Annotated in this window: 1 protein-coding gene; it reads right to left on the bottom strand. The window is 61.4% G+C overall.

What is annotated here, in order from left to right:
* A partial coding sequence (locus WBV89_RS17445; RefSeq protein WP_423982612.1) for a DUF2339 domain-containing protein occupies positions 1–1,878 on the bottom strand: 1,878 nt, incomplete at its 3' end.
* Between the last annotated feature and the right edge of the window lie 122 nt (positions 1,879–2,000).

The following is a 2,000-nucleotide window of genomic DNA, read 5'->3' as shown; positions in this document are numbered from 1 at the left end:
CAACAGCACGAATGGGAGCAGGGCCGAACCAATCGGGACCAGCGTTGTCAGGCGGCGATCCCGGTCATCGTCGGACAAGCGATGTTTCGACAGCCATTTGCCGGAAATCGAGAACACCGCGGAAAATCCGGCGACCACGCACAGAAATGGCAGCAGCGATTCATTGCTGGCGGGCACCCGCGTGAGCCATAGGCCGGCGAGGGCCATGGTCATCACCAGCGTGGCGAGTACCGGTAGGACCCCACCGCTGGCGACGGCGAGGCCGATGACCAGAAGATCGGCCATCAGCACCGCAGCCCAAACGACGAGCGGAACCGGTGAAAGACCGAGGATTGGCAGTAGCATCAACAGCAGGACTGCGGGACCCATCCAAGGTCCGGCATTTGACGGTGGACTCGCGACTGCTTCTCCGAAGCGCCGGAACAGGACGACCGGCAGACCTGCATGCAATGCGCCGAAAATGAGATAGAGCACCAGCGCCGCCGTCAGGTTTTCCGGCGTGAGGTAGAAGTGGCTCCAGCATGCGAGATGGACGAATGCGACCAGGCCTGCGATCACCTGCGCGATCGCAAGTCGTGGTTGACGCAACACCGCTGCGATCACCACCAAATCGATCAACAGGATGAAGCCATAAAGCAGGAACTGACGATCGGCCACCTGGCGGTATCCCAACATGGCGAAGGCGAAGGCGATGGCGACCACCGCGAGGCCAAGCACCGAGCCCGCCGTGTTGAGATCCGGTTTCCGCCTGCCAAGCCAGCCGCCTGCCAGAAACAATGTCAGGAAACCCATCGCAATGCCCATGGGTACCAAAATTTTCGGACCGCTGGCATAGTCGCAGGTGTTGAAGAATTGAAAGCACCACCCGATTTGTGTCATCGCGGTTCCCGCGGCGGCGCAGGTCGTCAGGTAGCGCCAGCGTCCGTGGCGCGAAACCGCCAGCAGTCCGATGTCGAGCAAGGCGATGTAGCCGAACAATCCGAGCACCTGATCCTGTCCGGTCCAAAGCAACACCGGCGTCACGAATCCTCCTAACATCCCCAACACGGCCACCACCAGCGCATCAAGCCGCACCGCGATGAGGAAGGCGGCAAAGGTGATCACCGCCATCACCACAAAGGTTTGCACCGTGCCGAACATGGGGAAGTGATAGATGGCATGGGCACCGAAAGTGACGCCATAGAGCACCAGCACGCCGGTGGCACAGAACGCCTGGGCGAGCACCCGATAGCGTGGCAGCCGGTGGCTGAACAGGCCGCCTCCCAGAAGCGCCGCGCCAGCCAGGAAACCCAGCGTGATTCGCATCCATGGTGGAATCAGGTTGTTGTCGAACGCGTACTTCACGAAGAACGACATACCGAAGAACATCGCCACACCGCCCAACCAAGCAAAGAGCTTCACGCCCATGAATCGCTCCAGCGAAAATGGCTCGACCTGTTTCGCCGGTGCTGGCGGTGGCAATACGGCCTGCATGGCATCGTCCTCATCGACCTCTTCGTCGTCCTTGGCGAGCGGCTGAACCGGGACGGCTGCAGGCAATGGTGGCGGGACGGTGGACCTTTCGGCAGCGGAGATCCGCGCTTCCTCACGCATCACCCGCTCCATCACCGATTCGAAGGTGTCGTCGGACGTTTCAGAAACGGTCGCTGCGGCCTCCTGCACAGGTTGTTCCACCGGTTGGAGAACCTGCGTTTTCTGCCCGCCTTGCAATTGATGAAGCTCGGTTTCCACGGCTTCCAGTCGCTCCAGCGCATCCTCTAACCGATCGCGCGCCACACTGGCCTCGCGCCTTGCCTCCGCGGCCCGGGCCATTGCGAGTGCCGGAGCAACCAGCAGGTAGATTGCCAGCAGGATGAGGAGAATGACAAAGCCGTCCATGGTATAGGCGGCGATTCTACCCCTGCTGCGTAAAAGCGCGAATGGAATCGCGGATTTGAGCGTGCGGTCTGGGCAATGGTTGCGACGGATGCAGGCGGCTGGAGATGTGGCGGTTCGCCCAC

Origin of the sequence: Ilumatobacter sp. (assembly GCF_049588435.1) — a bacterium.
Taxonomy (GTDB): Bacteria; Actinomycetota; Acidimicrobiia; order Acidimicrobiales; family Ilumatobacteraceae; genus Ilumatobacter_A.
Note: the sequence above shows the minus strand (reverse complement) of the source record. Positions and strands in the feature narration are given on the sequence as shown.